Genomic DNA, 25911 nt, shown 5'->3' with positions numbered 1-25911 from the left:
ATGCGAAAGAAGCCAAAGAAGAAGGTAGCCCCATGGCGTGAGGGCATACTTGATCACCACAAGCGACACAACCGCCTGAGAGGCGCGATCACCAAAGTTACTGGCGAGGTTAGGGCAGAGGTGAACAGGCGCTCTATGGAGCTTATGGGAACGGACGTAGCGGTCTGTGAGCGCTGCGGTACATCGAAGAATCTCAGCAAGGGGCATATTGTCGAAGCAGCACATATGGGTCCGGGTTACGATCCGGCCAACATCATGAACCTATGCGGTACTCACGGCTTCAAAGGCACATGTCATGATTGGTGCGATAACGAATTCGCCGGACGCACATGGAAGAAACAATACGGCGCAATGTTACGGCTCTACTATAGCGAAGGAAATGGTAAAAACTACTGGTCCTATAAGGAGGAAGCATGATGAAACTTTGGGAACAATTCTTGGACTTGAAATCTCAAATTCACAACATCTACGCAGACGAAGACAAACGTCTCGCTGATGCACGTTTCCTTAGGTCCGTTGAATCTATCGAACGTACGCTGAAACGCTCTCTAAGAGGATCTGAGTACCGTGTGCTATTCACATTTGATGACCATCAGGCTGAACTTATAAAAAATCTACTGAAAGAGGCGCGAAATGGAGAGGAAAGAAGCACTTAAAGAAATGGACGCTTACCTAAAAGTATGCAAAACCTGTACCACACGCAATGACAAGAAATGGGCCAATCCATCCTATAACCGGCTGCAAAAGCACTGTAACACCGAATGTAACACAGGTGAAAAGCTACTCCGCATCGCTGATGTGTTGAAAGACGAGGTCCGGGCGCGGCGGAAGCAGAAAGGGGTGAGCGCATGACCAGTGGCCCCCGCGTTACCGCAAAAACATTTTGGGTATGGACAGAGACAGCCGCCGCAGCGAATCCCTGCCGGATTCCGGGTGCGCCTGTAGAACAGCAATTCTTCCACTACGGCAAAAACGCCCCGGCAGGCTGGCTGGAGCGTGAGTACATCGTTGATGCAGAGGACTACGAGGGACAAGTTGATTTATTCGGGGTGGTGAACTTATGACCAGACAAGAGCAACTCAAAAGCGAATTAGAAGACTGGAAGAGTTGGCTCCCTATCTACGAAGGACGCTTGAACGAATCCCGCACAGTGGCAAATAGGGAGCAATACCTTCACATGGTCGAGTTCTCGAAAGAGAGGATTCAGGCCCTGGAGGCTGAGCTGCAGCAGTTAAAGAGCGCTTAGTCTTCCTTGCTATCCTTCATATGGTTGCGAAGGATGACATTTATCATCGAGCTAACGGATCGGTCATCCTTCTCAGCCAATTCACTAATATATGCTGCTACGTCAAGATCAAGCGTTACGGAAACTTTAACCTTACTATCTGGATTCGGAACATATTCAACATCAGGAAGAATATTGACCCATATGTTTTCTGGAACGTTAGTTAAATCTACAGAGTTATCAATTTTAGGAGCAACGGCAATACCAATCAACTTTTTATCTGATTTATAGGTGTCCAAATAACGCTGTAATTGCACAATGGTATCTGATGTTACAAAATCTCTTTTGATTTCAATAATGTAAATTGTTTCATCGTCTTCACCTAATATATCAATTCTTCCGCCGCGAACTGAGTATTCTGTAGTAATCAATCCGAAGTCGAAATATGTGTTGAAATTATCAATTATAAATTGTTTCAACTGGTTTTCCATTGTGAATTTGAACATTTTCATTCACCCCTATTTTTCGAAAAATGCAGCATGCTTTTTTAGCAAGTCTTCAATAGCTTCATCCATAAGTTTTGATTGAGGAATACGGCTCAACTCTGAAAGTTTAATCAGTTTTTCTTTTAAATCTTTTTCAATTTTTGTTGCGTATGGAACACGTTGTGACATGTCATTACACCTCCATACTTAGTATAACCATAAATACAGTTAATAATAAAGAATGATAAGTATTGACACGTCATGACTAGTCATGATAATATGACGTCAAAGGAACATGAGGGAGTGAGAATATGAACGACACAAAGAAGTTAAAAAACATCCCCTACCGTCTTGATCCTAACGAGCATAAGCGGCTGAAAATGTTCTGCGTAGAGCGCGGCATTCCAATGCAGCAATTGCTAGATAAGGCGGTGCAAGAGTACCTGAAAAAGTGGGCGGTGTAGCCAATGGCAGGTGCATTCCAAACGAGCCGGGAGGTTTTCGAAAATCCGATATGGAAAAACATCGTAGATTTCCGGTTATTCTTCCTGATATATGGTAATGCGATATATGCAGAAGAAGGGTACAAGCAATCCGAAGACTTGTTTTTGCAACGTGGGGAGTGGTGTAGATCCATACGAAAATTGCAAAGCGACTTGGAATACATCGAGAACCGACAAATCAAAACTTACTCAGTTTCTGTGATAAGCCGTTGCATTAAGAGGTTAGAACAGTCGCAGAGGATACGCACGAGAATACATGAACTTGGAACAGTATTCACGGTAGTAAATTACGAGCAATACCAAGGTTTTGAAAGTTACCGAAAACATAACTTGGAACATAACTTGGAACAGTCGGGGAACAGTGGAGGAACAGCAGCGGAACAGTCGGGGAACAATAATAAGAAGGTAAACAAAGATAACAAGGTTAAAAAGGAATCTATTAAAACATATACCCCCGAATTCGATGAATTCTGGAATGTGTATCCACGGAAACTTGGAAAAGTAGAAGCCTTCAAAACTTGGACAAAGGTAATCAAAAATGGCGAAACCCCAGAACTCATTATTAAATGTGCTACAAATTACGCTACTGACTGCGAGAACAAGCAAACGGAGCAGCAATACATCAAGCATCCGAAGACATTTTTAAACGATGAACGATACAAGGATTACACATTAATCGCAGTGGGAGGCGGAAACAGTGGAAAGTATGGGGCAGGTTATGCAGGACCTTCTGAAGCGAGTCGAAAGGCTGCGAGCAGAGGCGCTGAAAACTTCATCGGAAGCCCCGGACGAGAATCAGGACTTACCACCGAAGAAGTACAACGACGCGCCAGCAATTTCGACTGAGGGCTGCGAGAAGTGCGACTACACTGGAACGATTAACACATTCAGGTGGGAGCAGCCGGAAGGATATCAGATCCCAGTGCAGATAGCAGTCGTTGAAAACTGTAGTTGCCACACAGAGCGAATGTTCCAGAAATACAACGCCTCAGAGAGCTTCAACGCAAAAGAGCGCGGCTATACCTTCAAAACGGCAACGATTGACAACATGAACCGCGAGCAGTTTGGAGTGGCTATCGACTTTGTACGAGACATTAAGCGACATCTGGAACTTGGTACATGGCTGTACATCTTTGGCGATGATGCCCGGGTTCCGGGAGCTTCCAAGGAGCAAGGTGCCATTCTAAACGCCTACGGGACCGGGAAAACGTACCTGATGCAGTGCATGGCTAACGCATTTTCATACCGAAAGATACCAGCGATCTATGTCACTGAGGAACGCTTATTCTCAGACATCAAGGCTACATACAACCGGGCGAGCGAAGATTCCGAGGATGAAGTACTACAACGGTATTACAGTGTACCAATACTGATGATTGACGATATTTTCACGGCACAATACAAGGAGTGGGCCGAAGGTAAACTATTCAGCATCATCGACGAGCGCCAGAAGAACAACAAGGTGACCATTATGACCAGCAATTATTCGCTAGGCCGGATACGCGAGCGGTTACCCATGAATGGTGGGAAAATCGGAAGCCGGATAGACGGAAAGGCAATTCAAATTGAAATGTTGGGGCCAGACCGGCGAGCACTTAACAAGAATGAGTCGGCTTAAATCAATCAGTTGAGAGGATGGATGAACAGTGAGTTACTACGATGAGGATTATTACAATGAGCCAAGTGAGTTTGAACAGCAGGTAGACGCATTTAAAGAATCATTGCTGAATGCAGTCAAAGAAGAGCATAAAGCGGAGATTGAACGGTTGCGGAAAGAAAATGCAGAGTTGCAGGAAGTTAAGCAGAACCTTGAATCAATTAAGCGTGAATACAACCAAAAGGTTGCAGAACTGGGAATTCAGAAAAACAATCTGAAAAATGAAGTGCGGCGCGAACGTCTTTTAGAACTAATGGGTGATTTCAAGGCTGAATTATTTTCTCCACGAACGAAATGGATGAGCGGTCCAAAATGTAATAAGTGTGACGATAAGAGACGAATTCCATTCCTATCACCTTCAGGAAAGGAAATGGTAGAAGATTGTTCATGCAAAAATAATATTTTAATCTATGAGCCCCGAACAAATATTTGTTCTTCGTTTGAAGTTAGAAATGGAAAATTTATGGCTTGGTATAAATCGTACTCTGTTGATAGAGCGGACGGAATGGAATTAGAGTCTTTAGGGGTTTCAGACGTTGCAAAGTTCATTTGGGCAGGCGAAAAATTTGAGGACATTAAAGATTATTACAAGGCTTATTTCAAAACCGAAGAAGACTGCCAATCATATTGCGACTGGTTGACTGATCAGGAAAGTAACAAGGTAAAATCATGACCAAACCAATAGACGACTACGACCTATACGACAAAGACTTCGCCTTATGGTGGCGTAAGGGCCTGGAATCCTTCGGAATGGACACTAGTATCGTGGATGAATGGGAACGTGAGCAGGCTGAGGCGGCATAACAAGGGAGGAAACAGGGATGAACATAGACGTCAACAAAGTCGGAAAACGGTGGTTCATTTGCAAAGGTGATGGAATAGATGTTGAAGCTACGTATTCGCACTGGGTGGATTGGAAGAACGGATGGAAGACCAAACGGAAATGGACCATAACCGGGAAGGGCTCTAAAAAGTACCGGACAGAGATAATCGAACAAGCAGAGAAGCAAATGAATCCGTTTCACAGCTAATACAAGCCCCACACAGACGTTATAACCTCAAGGAAAGGTATTTATGAGGGTTACAAATTTTAAGCGCTCTACGGGGCTTACAGGAGGCTAAGAGATGAAGTGTTCCAGATGCCAGCAGGAAAAAGAATCAACATGGATACGCAGAACCAACACGGCGTACGTTGAGGAACCGCTTAACTGGGTGCTTGAATGTGATGAATGTTTTGAACAAACAGAAGATTTTTGGGAAATGATGTGGCGCGATCATGGTAACGGATATTAGGTGAGAGGGTGAAGGTAATGGAAAAGAAGAGTATTAACTTCTGGGAAACAAGTAATATGGCGGTGCAAATTAGAAGAATGTGCTGCCCGGAGTGTGAAGGTGAATTCTATGAGATTGATGATCACGTGTTAGAAGATTGTCCGATATGCCATGTAGCGCTTTTTGATGAACCGGAGACGATGGAATGGGATTCAACAACCTACACACTCATTGTTGATCATAAGACAGGTGTTCCGAGCGTAATCCGCAATGATGAATACGAACCGGTTTTGCGCGATAGCGCCATCGTTCCGACAGAATCCGCTCAGGCTTCAGCCGGGGGCCGTATAGGTGGTTCCCATGAATAAACTAACAGAGATGAAAGCGGCGTATGAAATTTTAGAAGACGGAGTAGCATTGATTCCAGACTATACAATACTTGCAGCAATAGCGTTGAAAGACTTTAAATACCTAATTTCTCTCCTAGAAGAAAAGGACAAAGCCCTATCGTTCTACGCAGACGAAGATATGTACTTTAGGAAGCCACAACATCAATTAACATTCATCGAAGCAGACTTTGGAAAAATGGCCCGTAAAGCCCTTAATACATCCACTAACAACGAAGGAGAGACGTTATGACGCCGAACGAACACATTGAAGAAATGGGAATGACAATATCTATGATGGGAGCCGAACTTTTAGCAACAAAGAAAGAGTTAAAAGGGGCGCTGGCTGCTCTAGAAGAGGCAGAGCAAAAGATCAAGGAATGGCAAGATGAAGCGAAACAATGGCGGGATGACTTTGTAGAAAAGAACGATGAGTTGGCAGAGGCACAACAACAATTTATCGGCACAACTTACAAGTTGGAAGATGCGCAGCAAAAGTTAGAGCGACTTAAGAGGCTGAACAAAAAGTTAGGGTTGGCTATGGACGTGAAGAACGCCAGATTAGTAGAGGCACAACAGACCATAGCCCGGCAACGGGAGGCGCTGGAGAAAATAAAATCAGATGGCGCTTGCGCAGGGAACAACTCTTATTATCACATTGCTAAATCTGCACTTGAAGTTGGGGAGACACAGCCATGACACAGGTACAGACAATGACCAACCCGGAGCTTAACCAGGCGCTGGCGGTGTTGATGGGATGGAAGGCCGGCGGAGATCCAAACAAGAAACGTGACTTTGTTTGGTGGATTGATGAAAATCGCTTCCGTCTGCCGGAGAATTGGGACCCATGCACTGACCCTGCTGCCTCTCTAGAGGTACAGGCAAAGGCTATAGAGGTAAATTACGAACTATATGTTGATCAACTATCAATCGTGGTATATGGCGAAGAAAACTATAACCGCGCCAGCAATTGGAATGAATGGGATATAAGTAGACTGCTGATCGCAAGCCCCAGAGAGAGGGCAGAGGCGGCATATATCACGCTATCGCAGGTGACGACATGAATCACTTAAGCCTGTTCAGCGGAATCGGCGGGATTGATTTAGCAGCTGAGTGGGCCGGCATGAAGACAGTGGCATTTTGCGAACGTGAGCCATACCCAGTTAAGGTGCTACAGAAAAACTTCCCTGGCGTCCCTATATACGATGATGTGAAGACACTAACGAGAGCGAGGTTGATAAAAGATGGAATCGTTGGAAATGGGCGAACAATTGACGTTGTTTCCGCCGGATACCCTTGCCAGCCTTTTAGTGTTGCCGGGCAGCGAGAAGGCGAAAATGATGACCGCCACCTCTGGCCAGAGGTTAAGCGCCTACTGGAAGAGATCAGACCCCGTTGGTTTGTTGGCGAAAATGTTGCTGGACACATCACTATGGGACTCGACTCTGTGCTTGATGACCTGGACAACATCGCGTACTCCGCGCAACCGTTCATTATTCCGGCTGCGGCTTCTGACGCACAATATGAAAGAGAACGGGTTTTCATTCTTGCCTACGCCGATAGCCAGCGATTACCGGGGGGGGAGATCACGAGAAGCAGCAGCGAGATGTGGGAGAGGGCCAAACAACAACTTTCGAGACTATTGCCGCCAAGTACACGACCTAAAGTATCCACCGCCGGATTTGGTAGAGCAACTTATGGGGTTTCCCGAAAACTGGACGAAGCTCGATTAAAGGCCTTAGGCAATGCAGTGAGGCCACAACAGATCTACCCAATCATGGCTGCGATAAAAGCGATAGATGATGCACTAGGCCGGTAGGCCACCATCCGGCGGAATAATCCCAGGCGTAGCCGGGGGCCGAAACAGATCATTAAGGGAGTAGGAGTATCCCTCCTCTCCCACTAAGGGAGGAACAGGATATGACACAAACACCCAAACATACCTTTTACCCAGATACCCCAGCACCCAAGGAGGTCAAATAAATCATGAACGCATATTTTACAAATCAGCAATTGGATGAACTCAGCAAGGAATACCGCACAATGTCCACGGATGGTGAAGGAAACAGCGTGGAGCCGGAATACAACAGCATGGCCGTACGGGGCGATATTACAAAGCTTGTATCTGATGTGAAACTGTCCCGCAGACAGTTCTACGCGGCCGAGAACGTGCTTGCCGTAATAATCCGTAATTACTCACATGTGCTGCCTTATGACATTACGCAGAGGGCATTGGAGGCCATAGGCAAGGTTGAGGAAGGAGATACCAATGACACTCAAAAAAGGTGACTGGATTAAATTTCAGACTGGTGGGGTTGGGTTGATCATTCGTATGGCAAAGGATAGAAGTTGGGCGGATGTTGATTGCGGACGTTGGTCGAAGAGAGTGCCTAATCCAGATAAGCACCTTAAACCACTAGCAGAACAGGAGGCTAACCAATGACACTCACAAGGGAAGAGAAGACAGAGAGCGACAAGATAATCACCCTTGATGTTATCCGACTTGAACGGCACAAACCACGTAAGTGCACATGTGGAGACGAGAAACATTTCACTGTTGATAAGGTTAATCGTGAAATCACCTGCGATTGTGGCATGACGGTAGACCCGTTTGAAGCGATGTTACACCTTGCTGAACATTACGATCAACTCAATAGGCAACATGAGTCTTTAAACCAGCAGCGTCTGCAATGGTTGAAAGAGAAACCACACTCAGTGATGTTCAAAAGCTTAGAAAGGGACTATCAACGTGGGAAAATGCTTCCGTATTGTCCGCGTTGCGAACAGCCGTTTGACTACAAGAACATTAACAGTCATGTGAGCGCAGAGTATTTTCGAAAGTGGCAAGAGAGGCAAAGAGGAATGTAATTGGCCGTCAGGCCTCCGATTCGACCGCAATACTTAGCGTAGCGGAGGCCGTATATGGTCTGGTACTTAACTTATAAGGGGGCAGAGACCCCAAAGGGAGAGGATAACAGATGCAACAGATAACAATCATGGGAGATTACAAGGTAATTGACGGTCCGTGCGCTGGAGTCAGAGGTCAAGTAATGAGCGTAGAAATTAACGTGGATGTGGACGAGGTATGGCTCCAGGTGGACCCGTTCACATCGGTAGTAACTAATTCTGACAATCTGGAAGAGGTATAAGGGGGAGAAGAGGATATGAGGATCGTTAACCGCAAAGAGTTTCTATCCATGCCATCCGGTACCGTGTATTCCCATTACATGCCGCAAGTATCCGAAGGATTGATGATCAAAGGGGACACATGGACAAACGACTGGTTGTATCAAGACCTTCTGTTCAACGTGGATGGAGAAACATGTGATGAAGCAAGCGACAGACTCACAGATGCAGAAGAGAACGGCACATCCTTCAAGCTGGATCTAAACTGTGGAAGTCGTGACGGAATGTTCGATGAAAACCAACTGTTCATGGTATATGAAAACTCCGATATCGAAGCGCTGATTAAAGCGCTGAAAGGTTGTTTGTAGGCCGGAGGCAATCGAAGCGACCGAAATACTCAGGCGGAGCCGGAGGCCGTATAGGGCTTTCTGCTCCCCATAAAGAAAGGAACAACAAACATGAAACTGATAGACGCAGATAAGCTACTGGAATGGCTGAAAGACAAAGAACAGTATTATGGTACACCGGGAGTTGCTGACAAAATGTACTGCGAAGGTAGAGAAGATGCCTACCGATATACGATGCACGCAATCCACGCCGGCACCTTTGACCCCACACCAGTACAGCCAGACACATTATCGAAATTATACAAATGCCCAAACTGCGAACGCGTTAATATTGCAGAAGCTTGGAATTATGCAACCGCTGCAAAGTATGGAGCAATGGAAATCACTCGGATAGACGAAATTGGATGTATGGATGCATCATTCGTATGTCCATCTTGTGAAACTGAAGAAGACTATGGACGTTTGGAGGTAATAAAATGAGTAGTGGACAAAAGAAACACCGCCGTATCACCCCTATGCCGGTAGTATCCAGTTTCCCGCCGCCCAATAGGCAGACAGTCCACAGTGAATGCATAACTACCCCAATGACCGCAGAGGATTGGGAAAAGTACGGACAGCTTAATCCAACACCACGAAACAAGAGTCACTACATGATGAGCAAGAAAGGCGTGAAAAAGGATGGCAAACAAGTACGGAGCAAGAAAGACGCAAGTTAATGGAATATGGTTTGCTTCTGGTGCGGAGGCTCATAGATACCAAGAGCTAATGCTCCTGAAACGCGCTGGAGTGGTCACAGACATCGTCTTGCAGCCGGTCTATACACTTATGGAGGGTAGAGTAAACAAGGCCACAGGGAAGAAAGTAGCGTCCATAAAATACAAAGCGGACTTTTTAGTAACTTATGCAGACGGTCACCAAGAGATTGAGGATGTGAAAGGATTTAAGACTGCTGTCTACCAGCTTAAGAAACGGATGTTCATGATTCAGTACCCGGATCTTTATATCAAGGAGGTCAGCGCATGAAAGCAGCATGGTTTAACATTGGACTAGATATCGTGCATATGGACACCTGTGGGTCGATTACAGCCATTATTAAGCCAGTCCGCAACCAAGTTACCGGAGAGATACAAAGATGGCACCAAGAGGATTACAGAAGCCCATACAAACGCATGGGTAAACCGCCAGATCACAACAATAAAAGTGCATAAAATATTGCGTAAAACTACGATTTATATACCAAATATGCCGGGAAATAGTGTATAATAATAGTAAATAATCATATACGGTCATAAAGGAGATTTGACAAATGAGTGTAGCGGAAATTGAGTTGCTGAAGCAGCAAAAAAAGGAGATCGAGGACAACATTGTTGCTGTTAATAATGGCGTTAAGGTCGGAAATCCCATGGAACTGCTAAATGAACTGAATGCGGTCAGCAACAAAATCAGTGACTTGGAATATCAGGCGCAGATTGAAGCACAGCACGTGGCGCTGGTAGAAGAAACTAAAGCTGAAACAGCTTATTTGTTGGATACCTTGGAAATAGGAAGCCTAAGCATCAGCCAATTGTCTGCAAGTGCAGAAGCATATGACATCCTGCGTCAAGGTCTGCAAATGTTTATTGACGAGAAAGACGCGAAAATGCTGGAACAATTGAAGCTGGTTAAAGAAGAGGCGGCAAAGGCAATTGCAGAGCTACGCAGCACGAACGCTGAACTGGTAGCGAGCATTGAGGAACGTGAAGAACTGGTAGTATCCCTCCGCAGCGCGCTTGCCAATGAAAAAGATGCTGTCGAGGATTTGGAAAGCAAGAGAGCCGCACAACAGATTATCATTGACGAGCAGCAGGCCGAGATTGATCGTCTAAACAGCAGAGTAACAGACCTTCAGACAGAGGCGGCTATCGGCGCGAGAGATGCTGTAAAGGTGATTACATCGGATGACCTAAAGGCCAAGGCGGACGCTTATAAGCAGGCTATCCAAGATTCTCTTATTCCAATCTATGATCTGCATTGGGACGAAGATGCCAAACCTGCACAGAGTGTTTACATTGCAAAACTGGCGAAGAATGACGAAACGGTACGGTTTCCATGGACTCAGAAGTCGAAATATCGGGAGGTAACCGCCGAACAGGCGAACACGTTTCGAGCCGAAGCCGCGCAGCAAGTGGATACAATTAGCGATGGGGTTTTGGAAGTGGAGGAACAGCCTGTAACGGTTCCGGCGTTTCAAAGCGAGGACAGCACAACCGGTGGACTGGATCAATCGGACGCTGGTAGCGAAGTGGCTGGAAAAACAGTTGAGGAAAGACTCCAAGCGCTCGAGTTAGCAGTATTCGGTAAAGTAGAGGTGGAGGCGGCGTAAGCCGTTTTCTCCTTATGACCAGAGGCGATATAGTACGGAATAAACGTGACCACAGGGATACTGCGACAGTGCTGGAAGTACAGCGCAATATCGTACCCGGATACGGCATAGGCTACCGCATCAAGATCATGCAGGAAGGGTTGACACGATGGGAGCCGGCGAATAAGTGGGAAGTGATTAAAGAGTAATCATTAGTCTAAGGGGGGATAACCATGAACTGGAAGGAGTCATACAACGACATATGCGCAGAACTGCGGATCGTGCAGATCCACCAAATGGAGATCCAGCGAAGATTTGATTTGGTGAAACGAGTGATGTGGTCTGGAAGCATACCATCGTCAGGAGGGTATTGCCATATTCCTTTGGATAAAGGGCTAGAGAAGTATGATGATATCGTTGCGGAATATCGCGAAGTCGAGGAAGAAGTTTCAAGGTTACTGAGTGTCAAGAGCAAGATGGAAGCCGAAATGATGAAATTCAACGGACTCGCAAATGTAATACAGTCCAAACGTATGCAAGGCATGAATTATTACGAAATTGCAGAGGAGTTGGGGTATAGCTACCACTACATTCGCAACTACATGAGTAAAAAAGGTTGCAAAGAGGGTGCAACAAGTGCAAAAGCATCGTGATATTATAGTAGTATGAGGAATTGGCGTTCGGTATCGCGCGAACCGCCCCTAGCGCTGATTCCCCATCACTTTTACATCCCTTTGATTCACTCCTACTCACGCGCCGGTTGCTACGTGCTGGCGCTACCTTTTAGCAACACCCACCCAAATAGCGCATGCTGCTCAGCGCAACCTTCGACAGGGTGGTTGGCATATATGATGTGGTGGCGTAATAAAACGCCAGCTAATCCCATTACGCAAACAAAGGGAGCAGCCGAAAGGCAAAAGCAAAGTTTGCCCACAACAGAAGAGTAAACGAATGCCAGGGTAAACTCCTGGCTTCTCTTCTTTTATCACAATGATAAAGGAGGAAAATGAATGAATAACTATAGTGGAAATCGTGTATATGGCGAGGAAGACGCCATACAGAAAGCGTACTTAGCAAAAAGGGAAATAGAATACGACCCTGATATAATTATTAAGATCGAATGTTATAACGAAGAAGAATACAATGTTTTCAAAAAAGTATTTTCTGAAATTTTGGGAGCAGAAGTGCTTGCTAAAAGTGTTTGCTTTACTTGGTTATCATTTTAATTCAGTTCAATATCAGAGAGAGTAACGGCATGTCGTCGTTGCTCTTTTTTGTTTTGCGGCAAAGCCGCCATCGAGACAGACCGAATAGGCTTAACGAAGTGGAGGCCGGATAGGGTTGAGGCATTCAGAACGCTACTTAGCATTACTATTCATATTCATGGTATTGATCTTCATAGAGGTGGTGAGATAAATGAAGCTCCATACAGACGGAACAGTAGAAGGCACGCCGGAGGAAATCATGAAGTATCAGCAGCTGAAACCAATTGGAGTAAAGCCTTTGGGCCCTGCAACAAGCATCGGAAAGCCTGTAGGGGACAGTATGAGATACCTGGCAGACGGCACAACATATGTATCAGGGCAGCAATCTCAGGCAAATTATGACGTAAATGCGAAGACAACAACGGTGTGAGTCTCCGAAATTACGGGTGGTATATCGCAAATACAGCAGAAAGATGGTGAAATGATGGATGCAGAGCATATTTGCAAAGAGAATGACACCTTGAGGCGGTTGGGCGAGTGCCGCATTAAGAAAGATGACGGGGAATGGGACATGAGTGTGGATGATGGATGCTGTCACTTTACACCGTTGTATTGTCCATTCTGCGGAACAAAATTGGATTAGAGGGAGGTGAACACAATGGCATTGACGGATAGGCAGAAAAACTTCGTAAATGAGTACATGAAAGATATGAACGCATCAGCAGCTTATCTGCGTGCTGGGTATCAATGTACCGAAGAAGCAGCGAGACGCGCGGGTAGCCGTTTGTTGTCAAATGTAGACATTCAGGACGAAATCGGACGAAGAACGGACAAAATGCAGGAAGAATCGGGCATGAGTGTCCAATGGGTGCTAGAAAAGTACAAAAAGATCATTGAGAGAAATGAAGATGTAGATCCGGCAGTTGCTAAAGGTGCGTTGGATAGCGTGGCGAAACATTATGGAATGTTCAAAGACAAGGTAGAGGTAACCGGAGCAGGTGGCGGTGCACTACAGGTGATATTCAGTTCTAATATGAAAAAGGTGGAACCATGACCAAGGTAGTCATACCTTACGAGCCGCAGCCAAGACAGATCCTTTACCACCAAACGAATGATATTGATGAACTTTTATACGGCGGCGCTGCTGGTGGGGGAAAGTCCGAAGCTACGATATGGGACGCGCTACAATACGCCTTAGAGTATCCCGGCAGCCGACAAATTATCTTCAGACGGACTTTCCCAGACTTGCAACGCTCCATCATCGCTAGAACGATTGTGGCTTATCCTAAGGAACTTGGTAAGTACAATCAATCTAAACATGAGTGGATATTCATAAATGACTCAGTGATTGAACTAGCTTACTTTGACAGCGATATGCACAAGGCTAACTATGCTGGTGCTGAGTATGACGTGATCCGATGGGAAGAGGTCACACACTTCGAAGAGGGTTGGTATACATTCATGCTATCCCGGTTGCGGGGATCAACGCCATACCCAAGGTACATCAAAAGCACGACTAACCCGGGCAGCGTAGGACATGCGTGGGTTAAGAAGCGTTTCATTGACATTGGAGAGTGGGAAAAAGTGCACCACATCCATGAAAGGGACGATGAGGGCGGATTATTGTACCACCCGGACACAGGCGAGCCGATCATATCCAGGCGTATATTTATTCCAGCCAAGGTGCAGGACAACCCGGCCTTGCTGCAAAATGACCCGAATTACATTGTGAGATTGATGCAACTACCCGAACAGGAACGTAAACAGCTGCTTGACGGGGACTGGGATACATTCGCCGGTCAATACTTTAGCGAATTCAGCAGGGCTCTACACGTCGTAGAGCCTTTTGACATTCCTAGGGATTGGAAACGGTATAGGGCAATGGACGAGGGATATAACGACCCGTTCGTGTGTCTCTGGGTGGCTCTTGATCCCAAGGGAACAGCTTACCTTTACCGCGAGTTCGTAAAGAGCAAGCTTCTCACAAGTGAACAAGTGGAAATGGTTCGATTAAACAGCGGTGTGGAGGAATACGAATACAGCGTTGCAGATACAAGCTTTTGGAATAGAGCCAAGACAGAGAACGTCACGCCAGCTGAGATATTCGGCAATATGGGAGTACCGTTGATACAGGCAAAGAAAGAGCGTGTTAACGGCTGGAAGCGCCTAAGAGAGTGGCTTCATCCGGTGGACACATTGGATCATGTGACTGGTCAGATGTATAAACATGTGAATCTAAAGATATTCAACACGTGCCTAAAGGCGATCGAATCCATCCCATCAATGGTACACGATGACAAAATGGTGGAGGATGTCGCAGCCCATCCCCTGGATCACGTGCCAGATGCGCTGCGGTATTGGTGTATGAGCCGTCCGCAGAATAGTGGTAATGAACGACCGTGGACAGCAATGCCGGAGGAAAAAAGTCAAAAAAGATTTGAAGATGACGAGGACGATGATGCAAGTATCCAGATATCGGGGTGGGGAGAATGGTAACAGTTTCATTGTTGGTGGTTATAGGCATGTTGCTTTCCTTTGCTTGGTACCAGATGCGCGTTATTGACCGCTTAACCAATAAGCTGATGGCAAAGGACTACCGGGAGTATAAGCAGTTAGACAAGCCAGTGAGGGAAGAACCAGAAGGCCCAAAACACAAACCTAAAAGCTGGGCTGATGATGTGCAGTACAACGAAGAACCAGATGAATTACAGTAGGAGGTGACATATGACATTACTAGACAAGGCCAAGGATAAACTGGCTGGGGTGATGGGTAATTCAGACGCTAAGCCCGAGAAGGAGCCTATCAATACACCAGAGCAGCAAAAGATATATGCAATGGTAGATAATGACTACCAAGTGTTCAAGGAGAATCGGCAGTCGATGGAAGAACAGTGGCGACTTGAAGCGAGGTTCTATCGCGGGGATCACTGGGAGGGATTGCGCTCAGATCAAGCAATCAAGATGAGGCCGAGCAACGTAGACAACATTGCTGGTGCTCAGATTGACTCTATCCTAGGTAAAATCACGGGTTGGGACCCATTCCCGGACTTTGAAGCACAAGAGGAAGGAGACGAAGAGAAAGCGCAGGATCTGAATGATTTTATACCTTATGAGCTCAGGCAGATAGGGTTTAGGTCTAAGTACGTACTCGCTGTGAAGAGTGCTGTCATACATGGCCCCTTGATCCTTCAAACCTTATACGATCCAACCGTTGAAGGCGGGCGGGGTAAGTTCAGGTATGACGGACAAAACGATATCATCCCGGTAGAGTTGGGAAGCTTCTTTCCAGATCCGAGGGTGAGAGATTTCATTTATCTGCAAAAGATGGGTGCAATCATCATCAATACACGCCAAACGATGGAATATATCCGGGAACGCTGGCCTGAGCAAGGGAAAAAGGTCATGCCTGACCAGGACTCCAACGACACTGACATATTTAATACTGGATTAGATTCACAAGAGTCATTTAACTACACATCAACCTCCACTCAAAACTATAGTTCACAGCAAAACACTGCCGGATTGCTGGAATATTGGTACAGAGGTCTTCCGAAAATGGTCACTTCAGAGGATAAAGAGTTATTTGCAGAGCAAGCCAGAAGCAATATGGCTGAGGGCAAAGATCCATCTGAGGCGATAGCTAAAGCAGAAGGTCAAATGGAAGGTGTACACTGCATCTACGTGACCACCAGCGGCGTTTTTCTTGAACATAAGGCATATGTCTATGATCACGGTAAATACCCTTTCAGTGCGCGTACGTTGTCTCCTATAGAGGGTAATATTTGGGGAAAGGGATTCATGAGGGACATGATTAAGCCCCAAATGATGCTTAACCGCTTTGCTGAACTTGCGGTTGAAACCATGTCGAAACAAGGTAACGCTGCGATTGTGTACGAAGAGGGCGCAATTAATTCCAAACAGGTGCGGGCGTGGAAAGAGGGGCGTTCAACTCCTGGTTCAATGCTACCAATTGCAGCAGATGCCATGAACCGGTGGAAGGAATTAGAGGGTGTAAATGTTCCGACCACGGTATTAAACATGATCCAGCATTATCTTGAGATGCTTCAGAAGATACCTGGACAGTTTGACTCAGCCAACGGGCAAGCAAGCAGCAATGTAACCAGTGGGGAACAGGCCAAAGCGCTGATATCGGCAGCTAGTACCAGACTTAATACCGTAACTGACGCGATACAGGAGACGCTCCAAGAGGTGTTTGCTCAGTATGTTGAACTGATTGCCCAGTTCTATACCACTGAACGTATTGCTCGTGTAACAGGTCGCAGGGTGGGTATGAGCCGCAATAGCTTGGTCAATGGTGTACCAACATCGTTTGACAATCCGCTAGAAGACGGTGGATTTGAACGAATGGAAGTCACTGAGGAATATGTGCCGATGTTTGATATACAGGTAAACATTGCAGCTGACAAGCCGGTGGATAGAGAATACTGGATTCAGATGGCCTTTAACATGCTGCAAATGGTTGACCCCATTACACAACTGCCTATGATCGACGCTGAGGCTGTGCGGTACACCGTTCAATATGGACGGATGGAGCCGATGAACGTCATTCAGCAGCGCATCCAGGAGGCGGCACAGGTACAACAGCAGCAGCAAGAAGCTATAATACAGGCGCAACAGTTACAACAGGAGAATCAGGCGTTGCAGCAGCAAGTGGCACAGGCTACAGATCAACAAATGATGCAGCAACAGCAAGATAAACAGTTCGAACAAGGCATTCAGCAACAGAAAGTTGATATAGAGGCAGCGAAAGCAGCCGCAGCATTAACAAAACAACCAGCATAGCAGGCCGTTCCCAGTCGTGGGGCGGCCTTTTATATTGCTTTTCACCTCGCTCCCACCCATAGGAGCCATTCGATAAAGGAGTGTTACCCATGGAAAACCTTGACAACAACGCCCCCCAAAGCGAAGAAGTCGAACCGTCCGCCCTCCCAGAGGCCGACACTGAAGTCAGCGCAGCACTAGCATTGTTTGACCTGGAACCTACAGCACCTGAAGCAGAACAAGAACCCGAGTCCGAAGAAGATCCTCCCATAGATCAAGAACCGGAACGCAAGGGAATCACCGTCAAATTCAATAAAGAGGACGTGTTTATTGAAGATGAAAAGGTGCCTGAATATGCGCGTAAGGGGCTGAACTACGAAAAGGTAGAAGGCCGGGCCAAAGAATACGAAGCCGCACTGGATCGAGCAGCAAAGTTAAACGGATATAAGGACCATGCAGAATATGTTGCTGACCTTGACCGTTTAGAACAGCAAGCCATTCAAGATAAAGAAAGTAAATTCGCCACGCTGAAACAGGAATTAATTGATGGATACGCTGCGGATGGATACGATCCTAAGCAGATCGAGGAACTGATCGACAATCATCCACTATTCACTGAAGCAAAAGCTGTTTTGGACCGCGAGAAGGCATCTCAGGATACACAGAAGCAGCAGCAAGCAGAACAGGCGAAGCTCCAAGGCTGGCAGGACCTGTTTGCAAAGTATCCGCAGTTGACGGAAGACCTTCCCGCAGACGGATCAGCAGCACCTTGGTTCACACCAGAAATGCAGAGACTTGTGAATGATAGAAACTATGACCCTATCGACGCTTATCGCTTGGTACACAGTGACAAGATCATTGCAGACGAGCGTAAGCGCACAGAGCAAGATGTGATCAAGCAGCAAAGGCTAAATAAACGATCAGCAGTGATCGGTAATAGCGCTAATTTTGAAGAGGAAACAGTCGTACCAAAGGAAATAAGCGATGCTTTCACATTATTCGGCCTTGATCCTAAAGAAGCAAAAAAATTCATCAAAAAGTGAGGTAATCAATTATGGCGTTCAAATTTGCATTCAATGATTACGGCGCACCGACGCACCGGATCAGTTCGATTCTAGCAACAAACTCCGAAGCCTTCACGCTGGGGGAAGCAGTGAAACTGGTAAGTGGTCGATGGACCAAAGCAACGAACGGAGCAGCAATCGCAGGATTCGCCAATCAGACACTTGCAGCTGGTACAGATCAGTTTCTTGAAGTAGTGATCGCCCGTGAAGGTGACTGGTTTGATGCTCCTTACACCGGAACAGCAGATGCAACATTCCTTCCAGGCATGACAACTGCTGATGTATCCACAGATGGCCTTTCCGTACTGGCCTCTGACGTAACTGGCGGACCATTCTCCGTGCTTGAAGTCAACACCAACAAAACCACATGCCGCGTAAAAGTTAAACTGCGGACATTCAGCTAATAAGGGGGTAACATAAATGGCAGTTACAGCATTGCAATGGGATAAAAACGTACTGGAATCCGTATTTAGCGGTCTATATACGCGTGAAATGACTAACAAAAAGGACTACATTCCTTCCATGTTCGATGTACAAAAGTCTGATAAGGCCACTGAAAGTGTTGAAATGATCGGCGGCGAAGGGTTGATGGAGGATTGGAAGTTCTCTAACAACCAAGTCAAATATGAAGATGTGGATCAACTCTGGCAGAAATTCTTTACACACTCCAAATACTCCTTGGGCCGTGAGATTGACCGCGATTTCGTGGATGACTTGAAGCTAACTGCCATCCGTGACCGCATTCGCTCATTGGCAGATGCCGTGTACAAGACGCAGCAAATGCAAGGAGCTCAGTGGTTCAACAATGGAGATAAGACCACCACAGCCGTTGATTATCGCGGACGTTTGTATAACGCTGCATTGCCTGACGGTAAAGCGCTGTTTGCAACAGACCATCCGTACAGCCCCACAAACGCTGTGGATACACAATCGAACAAGATCACCACTGAATTGAACATCGATAACTTTGATGCAGCGTTTGTAGCCATGCAGGGATGGAAAGATGACAAGGGTAACCTTATGGCAGCAATGGGAGATACCTTATTTGTAGCTCCAGGTCTTCGCCGTATTGCCTTGCAGATTGCCGGACTTCCTGACGGAGCCGTGAAGTACGAACCGGGAAACGCCGACCACAATGCAAATGTATATGCCGATGGAAGTATTAAAGTCATCGTTAATCCATTCTTCACAAATCCTAAACAATGGGTACTGGCTGATTCAACACGCATGAAGAACGCTATGAAATGGTACAATCGTCGCCTGCCTGAGACTGGATCTATCACAGACTTTGATACTGAAGTGGCGAAATACAAAGTCGTAAAACGCTGCTCTTTCGGAACTGTTGACTGGTCTTGGGGTATTGGTTCATTCCCGGTATAACCAAATAAGAAAGGAGCACTCCGATGAATGTATCTTCAATCGGCATTAAAAAGACGGGGGCCGCTGTCCAGCCATTTATGACGAACCTTTATGTGGTGACAGCTACTGTGGACCCGGCAAGCTTGGCGACCGTCACAGGGGCCGTTACATCGGCTATTACAGCCACTGGTGCAGCATTAGGGGATAGAGTCGAACTCTTCCCCCCTGCTGACATGCAAGGCGTGATGGCCTTTGGATACGTATCCGCAGCCAATGCGGTTAAGATATCCTTTTTCAATCCCACGGCGGGAACCATTGACCTTGCTTCTGGCACGTGGACAATTCATGTGATTAGGAAGTGATGGAAATGGAGCCACAACGCGTGGGATTTGAGACGGTGCAAGTCAAACAAAATAAGGTTCGCTATGTACCATTGCAACGAATCACTAAAGAAATGAGCGCATCTGAGAAAAAGGGCACTGAAATATGGAACGAAATGGTCACGTGGATTCGAGATCATGGAGGAATGGAGGACAAGGACTGAGGGGGCTATACGCTCCCTCTTTTCTTTTATAACTATGGAAAATTACCGCATAGAACTGGATGCTTTAAACGCATTGGTCAGAGCGCAACATAGAACGAACGAATTGCTGGAGAAGTTGCTGGAACGAGAAGCGCCGACTCAGCAAGTAGAGACGATTCAAAAGAACATTGTCCGGGAGGGGCAAACGGGTAAGCGTACTGGCCGCAAGCCTCGTGTGCCGGCGTAAAGGGGTGATGACATGCTAGTGCAAGAAATTGTCGAGGAAATCATCGAGAAACTGCCGGAGAACACCACACCAGTGGTATCCATCCTACGCAAGATCACACAGGTACGTGATCGCCTATTGCGTAATCTCAGCCCCGCACAGGCTCAATCAGACGTGCTTAACCAAGCATTCGACCTAACAGCAGGTAACGGACTAACAGAACTTATATGCCCTCCTGGTAACGTTACAGAGGTAGCCATCAGAAATGCGATATACACGAACCAATCATTTGAGGATGATGCCCTGGATTGGCGCAGAATCCCACTGAGGCAATTTGACGAGCGTGAGCGCGGACCTTATTACTACTTCGTCGCCGGACAGATCGGAGTGTACCCACCGCCTATCTATGACACTTTTTACGGAATCAAGATATTTTACACATCAATCCTGGGTGAATTGACGCTGGATGACCTCAATAACGGTAGTGGATTCGACCCGGATTTCGACATGCTGCTGGTATACGGAGTGCTGAAGGACATCGTTCCAGACAACGGTAACTTTTATAACCGGTATCAGGAGCTTTATAAAGAGTACACCTCAGCTACAAGCGGTTACGAACGATACGTAGTAAAGGAAAGATGGTGATCCCATGCCAAACCAATACCCATACAGATACAACACCACACAAGGCACGGCATCCGAGGACGATCCGCGCTATGAAACTCCAGGTGGTGCGCAAGCGAAGGCAGATGCGGCTCTGGAAGACGCTAAGGAGTACACAGACAACCATGTAAACGGAACAGTTAACCTTGCTGACGGTTCTGTGACACGTCCCAAGATAGCACCTTGTGCTGTCGGTGCACAGCAGTTGGATGCGTCTCTACTGGATTACACCACAGATATTGCGGTGGCTGCAAAGTTTAATGAGGTTGATGAACAGTTGGCGGATATTGCAAAAACGGTCAGGTACAGTCAGTTAGGATCTATAGCAGCATTGAAAGATGCTTTAGATAACAATTATACTGTGGACATTGATGAAGACATTGAATTAGATAGGGAAATTACCCTGTATGATTGTGGTCTTTTTACTTCAAATAAATCGTCAATTACTTATGTTAATAACGAATCTTTGGTTAAATTGAATCAAAAATCGTTCTTTGATGGGATTAATTTACTTAATGGATTTCCGGCTAGAACCAATAGAATGCTTTACGTAGTCAAGGATGTTACTAAGAGTCCATACGTGTTTCATACCACTATTAGTAACTGTGAAATAGAGACCGGATATAAGCTTGCTCATGGTATTGAGTTATATTCCTATTCTAATGCAAGTGGAATATTCGGGGTTAAAGTTACGGGCGTAAAACTAAATAATTGCAACGATGCTTTTCACCTAGAAGTTGGCTATACTACTGAATATGGATACATCAACGGTAATCATTTTGAAGCTACAATTTATAATTGTAACCGAAATTCTGCTTGTATTGCAGGTGGACCGAATGCCGCCGTGTCCAGATCCAGGCTTACAGGTAATCAATATTACGGGTCTTGGGAGCCAGCTTCAGATGTTGCAATTTTCGATCAGGGTAATAACTCATACCACATTGAATTGTTTGATATGCACATATCTTCAGTAAAAGATGTGACTAAGAACAAACTAGGAGTAGTCCGAGGCCAAATTAAATCACTGAATGGTAATGAGTCCCCGACCATGAACGCAGAGCAGAGTCTTATGGCTGCGACAAATGAAACACATGAGATTGGAAACTTTTCTTTTCTAACGCAACCTTATATCTTTGCAAAAATAAAAATACTTTCAGTTACTACCGGATTCATAGGTTATATCTATTTATACCCTGACGCTTCAATTGGAACTGATAAAACATTACCTTGGAAGGCTTACTATTCAAACCAATCGGTTTATGATGCAATTACAGTGACAACGAAATACGATTCAGTGACAGATGTAGTAAGAGTATTCTTAAAAAGCTCTGTACTAGCAATATGGGGTGTTGAAAATAGAAAAATGTTTGTTTCCAATTACACTCCATATACATTCACCGATGCTCAAATGGCTACAATCACGCCAACAAGCGCAGTTAAGAGTATCGACGGATCTTATTTCGAAGACTATGGAGGTATATCTGAACGGTTGAACAGTGGAGTTGATCATTTAATCCGATACAACGACGGTACGCAAATCTATTACAGCGATCCACAGGATATAGATTTTACTGCGGTTGCTGTAAACGGCACGAGCGGAGCGATAGGTGCGAGAACATTTAACAAGGCTTTTATCGCGAAGCCGAATGTGACAGTTACCGGCAGAACCACAAAATCAGACGGGGCCTTATCTTATGTGTCTATGGTTCACGATAGCCCATCAACAACAAGTACGGGTAATGTACGTTTCAAGAATACAGGAACATTTGACATTACACGAATTGCCGACTTAGCATTCCATGCGATTGGTCGCTGGAAATAAACAGACAGGTAAAAGAGCCTCCGGAATACTGAAGGCTCTTTATTATTTTGAATTATTTTATCAAAATAGGTTATTGAAATACGCAAAAATATAGTTATTTTCTAATATGATATTTGTAACATCATTCATGAAATATTGTCTTAGACCCACAACTACAAGCAAACTAATAAGTATCAAATTTCTCTTTGATCCGAATAGACGCTTATTATGCTCTGCAATGAGGGCATAGTTTATAAGCAATATTGGTCTTAAGAACCTTTCAAAGTCAAGGGATACAAGTAAAAGCGGGAAAATAAGTATATTAAGAAGGTTTACCCATAAGATTTGCCTATTTGTAAAAGATGGGTCTTTATCATAAATGGATTTTGCTATAAAAACAAAATATAAAATCACCAATATTATCATCACAGGTGTGAATGAGTTCAATTGATATTTTATTGTTCCACTTGTGTAATATTCAAGTTTGGAGAAGTTAATAAACGAATAGATGATATCTACCATATTTTTTTTCATTACAAAATTTGCTACTGTAACAAAAACACTCACCAATAAGGCTAATTTAATGAATAGTCTAACATTCAATTTGAGAACAAGGTAAAGCAAGAAAAACAGAGTTGCTGTATGAAAAAAAGAGGAGATGATAACCAATGCTGCATACTTCAAGTAATTCTTTTTGTTCTCGAACAAAATGTATTTCAGTGCAAAAACCACTATGGAGTATGCAAAAAAATATCTAAATTGAAACACATCGTAGAAAAATGGAGAAAGCATATAGCAGGATAGCACTAAATTATAATTAGTTGTGATCTTTGATACAGTTGAATGGATGAGCGTAATAGATACAGCAGCCAGTACAGCTAAAAACATGTTATATGAAATGCCTAATTTAGACACAGCAAGCATTAACACCATGTATCCATATTCGGCTCTATAGCCAGTGATATTCGATATTGAACCACCGTAACTAAAATGCTCATACAATCCGTGGTATGCGCGATAATCTCCATTAGCTCCACTATTGTTATTAGTTGCAACCATTAAAATATAAGCTGTGATCAATAACAATAGTGCTAATATTCTTGAATTTCGTTGTTCAAAGGAACAGAACACATTAGCTAAGAAAATGAAAATTGCTAAAAGGAACATCGTGTTACTTGTTCCTGATACTATCACACCAATTCCAACAATGAGCGCGAAAAGAAAAGAGACATATACAGGCCTAATAAACTTATCTTTATTATTTATTTCTGATAAAACATTCACTTTTTACCCTCCACAAGGTTTTTTTTGGAAACTACTAACCCGGAACCACTTTATCATCGCCCCGTCTTGTACGCAAGTGTATTTTTAAGCTCTTGGTGAAAGTCCAAGGGCTATTTGAATTGAGAAAGGAGGCCCACCATGACACTACCATGGCGCGGAACCACGCCGGAGATAGCGAGCGAGGCTGACAGTAGGTATGAAACGCCGGGAGGCGCACAGAACAAGGTGGATACGGCGTATGACGCACTCTTGCATCTGCTAAAGCTTGCGGTAACGGGGCTTAGTGACGGTTCAGAGGCGGCTATCGCTCGGTACAGTACGCCGTATGGGATTACGTACGATTGGCTGAAGGATCGGTTGGATGCGGCTGATCAACGAGAAATCAACATGGTTATCTTAAACGTGATAAGTGAAGGGGCAAAAGGAGATGGAGTCATTGATGACACTGTAGCCTTTACAACGGCAATACAAAAATTAAAGCAAATGGGTGGCGGTATACTGTACATCCCCCCTGGAAAGTTTGTTATTTCTCAGAGATTGGATATCACCAACACGGAAATCGTCATTATGGGCGCAGGCATACAACTAACACAGCTTTTTTTCACATCATCTGGAGCAATAAAATTCAGTACAACAAACCCATTTTCAGATTGCATTGAAATCAGAGAACTTTCGCTGATTACTTTAACGAATAATATTTACAAAGCTATTGAGATTGAATTTCCATCAAACCCAGGAAGCTCATGGAGAAACGTATTTATAAGTAATGTTATGTTGTGCGGATCTACGACTATATCAGCTTACAATGCTGCAAATAACGGTAGCCAGATCGGCCCTCAATCATGGGCTGCGGCAATTACTCTAAACAATTGTGCCGTTTCGGTAATCAGTGATTGCATTATCCGCAGCGGTACGAATGGAGTTTCTGCAAATATAGGCGACGGAATTATTCTTGAAGGATACACCGTGGATGTAATGATACGTGGGGTGAAGATCATTAATGCCAGTACAGCATTTCGCAAAGATGGACCTGGAGAGGGGTTAGTCTTAGATAGCTGCATGGGTATAAACGTCAAAAGAGCGGTGCTTATTAATGACAATGAGACATCGCTTAACGGTGTGTATGCATCAGTTAAAAACTGCCACTTTTCTTACTTTCTCAGTGGAATTAAGGCTAGATTTCACCCTCAAATTAATATAGAGGGCTGCTTGATTTACAAACTAAACTCCTCGTCAGCTGAATCTGATATTATGCTTGACTACTGCGACAGATCGAAAGTGACATCAAACACTTTGATTGCCAATTTGGGCGGTACTTCAGCAAACGGCATAGTTATTTCGAATTCCAACCGTTGCCAAGCTACACAAAACATCATCGAAGAACGGAACACAGCGATTTGGCTTCTAAACTCCACCAATAGTTGCGATGTAGCAGATAACACTTTTGATAATAATACAACCAATGTCCTTAACCAAGGTGGTAATTATGTTAAAAAACGAAAGTACGAAGGTACTACAGTTATAACATTTACTGGAGGAGAAACAGTTGTCAACATACCCATTCCATTTTGGAGCCTCACAGCAAAAGCAAACTCTGGTTTTTTAAATTCTTCAGGTGGTTCGCAAACCATCATAGGTTTTTACAATTATGATGACAGTACT

43 protein-coding genes are annotated in these 25911 nt (G+C 44.9%); 40 read left to right on the top strand and 3 right to left on the bottom strand.

What is annotated here, in order from left to right; genetic code table 11:
• The 4 genes from BLQ82_RS30625 to BLQ82_RS30605 all read left to right on the top strand — a co-directional run bounded on the left by BLQ82_RS30625 (position 1) and on the right by BLQ82_RS30605 (position 1246).
• Positions 1–417, top strand: a complete 417-nt coding sequence (locus tag BLQ82_RS30625) for a hypothetical protein (protein ID WP_062519483.1) — start codon at positions 1–3, stop codon at positions 415–417.
• Positions 418–633: 216 nt separating this feature from the next.
• On the top strand, positions 634–852 hold the full coding sequence (locus BLQ82_RS30615) for a zinc-finger domain-containing protein (RefSeq protein ID WP_062519475.1): 219 nt from the start codon (positions 634–636) through the stop codon (positions 850–852).
• Positions 849–1064 (top strand): hypothetical protein, encoded by a 216-nt coding sequence (locus tag BLQ82_RS30610; RefSeq protein ID WP_062519473.1) that lies wholly within the window; start codon positions 849–851, stop codon positions 1062–1064. The genes BLQ82_RS30615 and BLQ82_RS30610 overlap by 4 nt, the downstream gene beginning before the upstream one ends.
• Entirely contained in the window at positions 1061–1246 is a 186-nt protein-coding gene (locus tag BLQ82_RS30605; protein WP_062519472.1) for a hypothetical protein, read from the top strand. Before BLQ82_RS30610 ends, BLQ82_RS30605 begins: the two co-directional genes overlap by 4 nt.
• Here BLQ82_RS30605 and BLQ82_RS30600 read toward each other — a convergent pair.
• Positions 1243–1731, bottom strand: a complete 489-nt coding sequence (locus tag BLQ82_RS30600; RefSeq protein ID WP_062519470.1) for an endonuclease NucS domain-containing protein — start codon at positions 1729–1731, stop codon at positions 1243–1245. The two genes, BLQ82_RS30605 and BLQ82_RS30600, sit on opposite strands and share 4 nt — an antisense overlap.
• Positions 1732–1743: 12 nt before the next feature.
• Positions 1744–1899 (bottom strand): ribbon-helix-helix domain-containing protein, encoded by a 156-nt coding sequence (locus BLQ82_RS30595; RefSeq protein WP_074648838.1) that lies wholly within the window; start codon positions 1897–1899, stop codon positions 1744–1746.
• A gap of 122 nt (positions 1900–2021) precedes the next feature.
• Here BLQ82_RS30595 and BLQ82_RS32280 point away from each other — a divergent pair, with 122 nt between their 5' ends.
• The 35 genes from BLQ82_RS32280 to BLQ82_RS30445 all read left to right on the top strand — a co-directional run bounded on the left by BLQ82_RS32280 (position 2022) and on the right by BLQ82_RS30445 (position 22986).
• A complete protein-coding gene (locus BLQ82_RS32280; protein WP_157243740.1) occupies positions 2022–2174 on the top strand; it encodes a hypothetical protein in 153 nt (50 codons plus the stop codon).
• Positions 2175–2177: 3 nt separating this feature from the next.
• Positions 2178–3059, top strand: coding sequence for a hypothetical protein (locus BLQ82_RS32920; protein ID WP_062519468.1), 882 nt, complete (start codon positions 2178–2180; stop codon positions 3057–3059).
• Between the two features lie 121 nt (positions 3060–3180).
• Entirely contained in the window at positions 3181–3831 is a 651-nt protein-coding gene (locus tag BLQ82_RS32915) for a DnaA ATPase domain-containing protein (RefSeq protein WP_169800884.1), read from the top strand.
• Positions 3832–3859: 28 nt separating this feature from the next.
• The gene (locus tag BLQ82_RS30580; RefSeq protein WP_062519462.1) at positions 3860–4543 is read left to right on the top strand and encodes a hypothetical protein; all 684 of its coding nucleotides are present in this window, start codon (positions 3860–3862) and stop codon (positions 4541–4543) included.
• A complete protein-coding gene (locus BLQ82_RS33035) occupies positions 4540–4674 on the top strand; it encodes a hypothetical protein (RefSeq protein WP_280117271.1) in 135 nt (44 codons plus the stop codon). Before BLQ82_RS30580 ends, BLQ82_RS33035 begins: the two co-directional genes overlap by 4 nt.
• Positions 4675–4691: 17 nt before the next feature.
• Positions 4692–4901: a hypothetical protein gene (locus BLQ82_RS30575; protein ID WP_062519458.1), complete on the top strand. Its 210-nt coding sequence runs from the start codon at positions 4692–4694 to the stop codon at positions 4899–4901.
• Between the two features lie 94 nt (positions 4902–4995).
• Positions 4996–5163: a hypothetical protein gene (locus tag BLQ82_RS32275; protein ID WP_167544746.1), complete on the top strand. Its 168-nt coding sequence runs from the start codon at positions 4996–4998 to the stop codon at positions 5161–5163.
• 17 nt (positions 5164–5180) lie between these two features.
• Positions 5181–5510, top strand: a complete 330-nt coding sequence (locus BLQ82_RS30570) for a hypothetical protein (RefSeq protein ID WP_062519452.1) — start codon at positions 5181–5183, stop codon at positions 5508–5510.
• Positions 5503–5781 (top strand): hypothetical protein, encoded by a 279-nt coding sequence (locus BLQ82_RS30565; protein ID WP_062519450.1) that lies wholly within the window; start codon positions 5503–5505, stop codon positions 5779–5781. Before BLQ82_RS30570 ends, BLQ82_RS30565 begins: the two co-directional genes overlap by 8 nt.
• A complete protein-coding gene (locus BLQ82_RS30560; RefSeq protein ID WP_062519448.1) occupies positions 5778–6227 on the top strand; it encodes a hypothetical protein in 450 nt (149 codons plus the stop codon). The genes BLQ82_RS30565 and BLQ82_RS30560 overlap by 4 nt, the downstream gene beginning before the upstream one ends.
• Positions 6224–6592, top strand: coding sequence for a hypothetical protein (locus BLQ82_RS30555; protein WP_062519447.1), 369 nt, complete (start codon positions 6224–6226; stop codon positions 6590–6592). Before BLQ82_RS30560 ends, BLQ82_RS30555 begins: the two co-directional genes overlap by 4 nt.
• The gene (locus BLQ82_RS30550; RefSeq protein WP_062519446.1) at positions 6589–7347 is read left to right on the top strand and encodes a DNA cytosine methyltransferase; all 759 of its coding nucleotides are present in this window, start codon (positions 6589–6591) and stop codon (positions 7345–7347) included. The genes BLQ82_RS30555 and BLQ82_RS30550 overlap by 4 nt, the downstream gene beginning before the upstream one ends.
• Before the next feature lie 167 nt (positions 7348–7514).
• Entirely contained in the window at positions 7515–7817 is a 303-nt protein-coding gene (locus tag BLQ82_RS30545; RefSeq protein ID WP_062519445.1) for a hypothetical protein, read from the top strand.
• Positions 7798–7971 carry a hypothetical protein gene (locus BLQ82_RS32470; RefSeq protein WP_157243739.1) on the top strand — a complete coding sequence of 58 codons (174 nt, stop codon included), beginning with the start codon at positions 7798–7800 and terminating at the stop codon, positions 7969–7971. Before BLQ82_RS30545 ends, BLQ82_RS32470 begins: the two co-directional genes overlap by 20 nt.
• Positions 7968–8396 carry a hypothetical protein gene (locus tag BLQ82_RS30540; protein WP_062519443.1) on the top strand — a complete coding sequence of 143 codons (429 nt, stop codon included), beginning with the start codon at positions 7968–7970 and terminating at the stop codon, positions 8394–8396. Before BLQ82_RS32470 ends, BLQ82_RS30540 begins: the two co-directional genes overlap by 4 nt.
• A gap of 110 nt (positions 8397–8506) precedes the next feature.
• The gene (locus BLQ82_RS32270; RefSeq protein WP_157243738.1) at positions 8507–8677 is read left to right on the top strand and encodes a hypothetical protein; all 171 of its coding nucleotides are present in this window, start codon (positions 8507–8509) and stop codon (positions 8675–8677) included.
• 15 nt (positions 8678–8692) lie between these two features.
• The gene (locus tag BLQ82_RS30535; RefSeq protein ID WP_062519441.1) at positions 8693–9022 is read left to right on the top strand and encodes a hypothetical protein; all 330 of its coding nucleotides are present in this window, start codon (positions 8693–8695) and stop codon (positions 9020–9022) included.
• A gap of 90 nt (positions 9023–9112) precedes the next feature.
• Positions 9113–9481, top strand: coding sequence for a hypothetical protein (locus BLQ82_RS30530; RefSeq protein ID WP_062519439.1), 369 nt, complete (start codon positions 9113–9115; stop codon positions 9479–9481).
• A gap of 198 nt (positions 9482–9679) precedes the next feature.
• Positions 9680–10024, top strand: a complete 345-nt coding sequence (locus BLQ82_RS30525) for a DUF1064 domain-containing protein (protein WP_074648835.1) — start codon at positions 9680–9682, stop codon at positions 10022–10024.
• Positions 10021–10209 (top strand): hypothetical protein, encoded by a 189-nt coding sequence (locus BLQ82_RS30520; RefSeq protein WP_062519433.1) that lies wholly within the window; start codon positions 10021–10023, stop codon positions 10207–10209. The genes BLQ82_RS30525 and BLQ82_RS30520 overlap by 4 nt, the downstream gene beginning before the upstream one ends.
• A 98-nt stretch (positions 10210–10307) precedes the next feature.
• Positions 10308–11363 carry a coiled-coil domain-containing protein gene (locus BLQ82_RS30515; protein WP_062519431.1) on the top strand — a complete coding sequence of 352 codons (1056 nt, stop codon included), beginning with the start codon at positions 10308–10310 and terminating at the stop codon, positions 11361–11363.
• Positions 11364–11575: 212 nt separating this feature from the next.
• Entirely contained in the window at positions 11576–11995 is a 420-nt protein-coding gene (locus BLQ82_RS30510; protein WP_062519429.1) for a hypothetical protein, read from the top strand.
• Positions 11996–12352: 357 nt separating this feature from the next.
• Positions 12353–12568, top strand: coding sequence for a hypothetical protein (locus BLQ82_RS30505; protein WP_062519428.1), 216 nt, complete (start codon positions 12353–12355; stop codon positions 12566–12568).
• A 190-nt stretch (positions 12569–12758) separates the two neighbouring features.
• Entirely contained in the window at positions 12759–12977 is a 219-nt protein-coding gene (locus tag BLQ82_RS30500) for a hypothetical protein (RefSeq protein WP_062519426.1), read from the top strand.
• Positions 12978–13205: 228 nt separating this feature from the next.
• Positions 13206–13601 carry a terminase small subunit gene (locus BLQ82_RS30495; protein WP_062519424.1) on the top strand — a complete coding sequence of 132 codons (396 nt, stop codon included), beginning with the start codon at positions 13206–13208 and terminating at the stop codon, positions 13599–13601.
• Positions 13598–15043 carry a terminase large subunit domain-containing protein gene (locus BLQ82_RS30490; protein ID WP_062519422.1) on the top strand — a complete coding sequence of 482 codons (1446 nt, stop codon included), beginning with the start codon at positions 13598–13600 and terminating at the stop codon, positions 15041–15043. Before BLQ82_RS30495 ends, BLQ82_RS30490 begins: the two co-directional genes overlap by 4 nt.
• A complete protein-coding gene (locus tag BLQ82_RS30485; RefSeq protein WP_062519420.1) occupies positions 15037–15261 on the top strand; it encodes a hypothetical protein in 225 nt (74 codons plus the stop codon). The genes BLQ82_RS30490 and BLQ82_RS30485 overlap by 7 nt, the downstream gene beginning before the upstream one ends.
• A 10-nt stretch (positions 15262–15271) precedes the next feature.
• The gene (locus BLQ82_RS30480; RefSeq protein WP_062519418.1) at positions 15272–17350 is read left to right on the top strand and encodes a portal protein; all 2079 of its coding nucleotides are present in this window, start codon (positions 15272–15274) and stop codon (positions 17348–17350) included.
• A gap of 89 nt (positions 17351–17439) precedes the next feature.
• Complete coding sequence (locus BLQ82_RS30475; protein WP_062519416.1) at positions 17440–18372, top strand: hypothetical protein; 933 nt, start codon at positions 17440–17442, stop codon at positions 18370–18372.
• An 11-nt stretch (positions 18373–18383) separates the two neighbouring features.
• Positions 18384–18797, top strand: a complete 414-nt coding sequence (locus BLQ82_RS30470; protein ID WP_062519414.1) for a hypothetical protein — start codon at positions 18384–18386, stop codon at positions 18795–18797.
• A 16-nt stretch (positions 18798–18813) separates the two neighbouring features.
• A complete protein-coding gene (locus BLQ82_RS30465; protein WP_062519412.1) occupies positions 18814–19773 on the top strand; it encodes a hypothetical protein in 960 nt (319 codons plus the stop codon).
• A gap of 23 nt (positions 19774–19796) precedes the next feature.
• Positions 19797–20114, top strand: a complete 318-nt coding sequence (locus BLQ82_RS30460) for a hypothetical protein (protein WP_062519410.1) — start codon at positions 19797–19799, stop codon at positions 20112–20114.
• Positions 20115–20119: 5 nt separating this feature from the next.
• On the top strand, positions 20120–20296 hold the full coding sequence (locus BLQ82_RS32260; protein WP_157243737.1) for a hypothetical protein: 177 nt from the start codon (positions 20120–20122) through the stop codon (positions 20294–20296).
• Positions 20297–20534: 238 nt separating this feature from the next.
• On the top strand, positions 20535–21146 hold the full coding sequence (locus BLQ82_RS30450) for a phage adaptor protein (RefSeq protein ID WP_062519406.1): 612 nt from the start codon (positions 20535–20537) through the stop codon (positions 21144–21146).
• 4 nt (positions 21147–21150) lie between these two features.
• Positions 21151–22986, top strand: a complete 1836-nt coding sequence (locus tag BLQ82_RS30445; RefSeq protein WP_062519404.1) for a hypothetical protein — start codon at positions 21151–21153, stop codon at positions 22984–22986.
• A gap of 60 nt (positions 22987–23046) precedes the next feature.
• Here BLQ82_RS30445 and BLQ82_RS30440 read toward each other — a convergent pair whose 3' ends face one another.
• Positions 23047–24249, bottom strand: a complete 1203-nt coding sequence (locus BLQ82_RS30440) for an EpsG family protein (protein ID WP_062519402.1) — start codon at positions 24247–24249, stop codon at positions 23047–23049.
• 138 nt (positions 24250–24387) lie between these two features.
• Here BLQ82_RS30440 and BLQ82_RS30435 point away from each other — a divergent pair.
• The coding region (locus tag BLQ82_RS30435; protein ID WP_143013597.1) for a glycosyl hydrolase family 28-related protein at positions 24388–25911 on the top strand (1524 nt) is incomplete at its 3' end.

Source organism: Paenibacillus jilunlii (assembly GCF_900102965.1).
GTDB classification, from domain to species: Bacteria; Bacillota; Bacilli; order Paenibacillales; family Paenibacillaceae; genus Paenibacillus_AQ; species Paenibacillus_AQ jilunlii.
This window is presented reverse-complemented; position numbering and strand designations above follow the sequence as displayed.